This window comes from Microcystis sp. LEGE 00066 (genome assembly GCF_015207925.1).
Lineage (GTDB): Bacteria > Cyanobacteriota > Cyanobacteriia > Cyanobacteriales > Microcystaceae > Microcystis > Microcystis ichthyoblabe_A.
This window is the reverse complement of the sequence record NZ_JADEVX010000356.1, coordinates 1-1,477: the sequence shown is the minus strand read 5'-3', so window position 1 is coordinate 1,477 and position 1,477 is coordinate 1. Positions and strand designations below refer to the sequence as shown.

Below are 1,477 nucleotides of genomic sequence, written 5' to 3'. Positions count from 1 at the left end.
TCTGGCAGATATTTTTCAGTTCGTCGTTAACTGTTTCAATTAAAGAACGCTTGCGAAGCAAGATTTTATCAATAATTTTGACTAATTTTTGCTTCATCTTCTTTTTGGAGCGGGTAATTAATTGTAAGCCTCTTTCATAAAGTTTTTCGGTTCTTCGGTTTGTCTTATGCAATAGACGGGAGTTATAAGGGATGGAACCCTTATAGAGAAAGACATTGGGCGATTTTTATCAATTGTTTTTTATCTAAAGCGAACTAATCAATTAAATCCCTTACCAGATAAAGATTTTGTTGATTTATGCCCCCCTATCGAACCATAACAAGTAACGAAGAGCCAGTTTTTCAAAGAGTTCTTGAGAAATATAGCCCCGGTCTCCAAATAATTTACCGATGAGATCTTTGGTAAGATCAGGGACAGGTTTCCGGTCATCAGTATTAGCGGGTGTTAGCTTAAAAGCCAAGAGTTCTCCCCGGTCATTGATAATTAAATGTAGTTTAAATCCATAATGCCAACCCACAGAATTTTTACCCCAACCAACTAAACCTTTAAAAACTCGGTGTGACTTGCTAGGACAAGGATGACAAACTTCTATCGGAGTAGAATCAATAAAGCTTATTCCTGTTATTTCTCCTTTGCAAGTCTGTAAAAAACAACATAACAACATCATCGACCAAGGCATTAATTCCACAAAACGATTATAGCTTACTAGCTGAGGAAAGGCTTTTTTCCAATGGGGAAGAACTTGCAAGGTGTAAAATTCTTTGAATGTCCGATAGCCGGAACCATGAAAAGCAATTACTATCGTCATGACTTCGCTCAAGCCTAGACGAGAACGACACAATTTCTCCCCAACAAATGATGTTAATTGAGGGAGAGACTGACAGTGCTTTTCAAAACTTTGATAGAAGTCATCTGGCTCTTCGGGAATTGTTATGCAAATAATTAACTTAAAATAAAATTCGATGAGAGTACCTACGCCTAAAAGTAGCTGAAATCTATACAGGGAGACACTTACGGCACAAACAAGTTAATATCAAAAGATAGACAATCGAGTTAAGATTTGATATAATAGCCAAAAACCAGAGTATTTTACTTATGATACTTGACAAATTTTTGAACCTAAAAGGAACGTCTATTCAAGGCTATCTACACCTAGAAAATATCGGTATAGTTTGCCAAATCGAATCGAAAAATCAAAAAGCAATCTGTCCTCGTTGTGGGTTAGAGAGCGATAAACTCCACCAAAATCATCGACATTTAGTCAAAGATTTACCAATCTCAGGTCAACCAGTGTACCTACAGGTTAATCGTCGTCAATTTAAGTGCGATAATTGTCGAAAACCCTTTAGTGAAGAGTTAGATTTTGTCGCCAAGAAACGAACCTATACGAAAAGACTAGCCGAGAATATACTCGAACAATTAAAAGAAGGAGATATTTTAAATGTTAGCCGAAGAAATGACGTAACGGAAGAAGAGA

Annotated in this window: 3 protein-coding genes; 1 reads left to right on the top strand and 2 read right to left on the bottom strand. The window is 36.6% G+C overall.

The window, feature by feature from the left end; genetic code table 11:
• Both IQ224_RS23475 and IQ224_RS23470 read right to left on the bottom strand, forming a co-directional pair.
• On the bottom strand, positions 1-97 hold a 97-nt coding region (locus IQ224_RS23475), incomplete at its 3' end, for a transposase (protein WP_370583165.1).
• 198 nt (positions 98-295) lie between these two features.
• Positions 296-808, bottom strand: a complete 513-nt coding sequence (locus IQ224_RS23470; RefSeq protein WP_228036374.1) for an IS982 family transposase — start codon at positions 806-808, stop codon at positions 296-298.
• Positions 809-1,095: 287 nt separating this feature from the next.
• On the opposite strand from IQ224_RS23470, the gene IQ224_RS23465 reads away from it, so the two are divergent.
• The coding region (locus tag IQ224_RS23465; protein WP_194033130.1) for a transposase family protein at positions 1,096-1,477 on the top strand (382 nt) is incomplete at its 3' end.

Bases quoted from the DNA above. Each gene is read 5' to 3' on its own strand.
- IQ224_RS23470 (WP_228036374.1), bottom strand. From the start codon at position 808: ATGACGATAGTAATTGCTTTTCATGGTTCCGGCTATCGGACATTCAAA.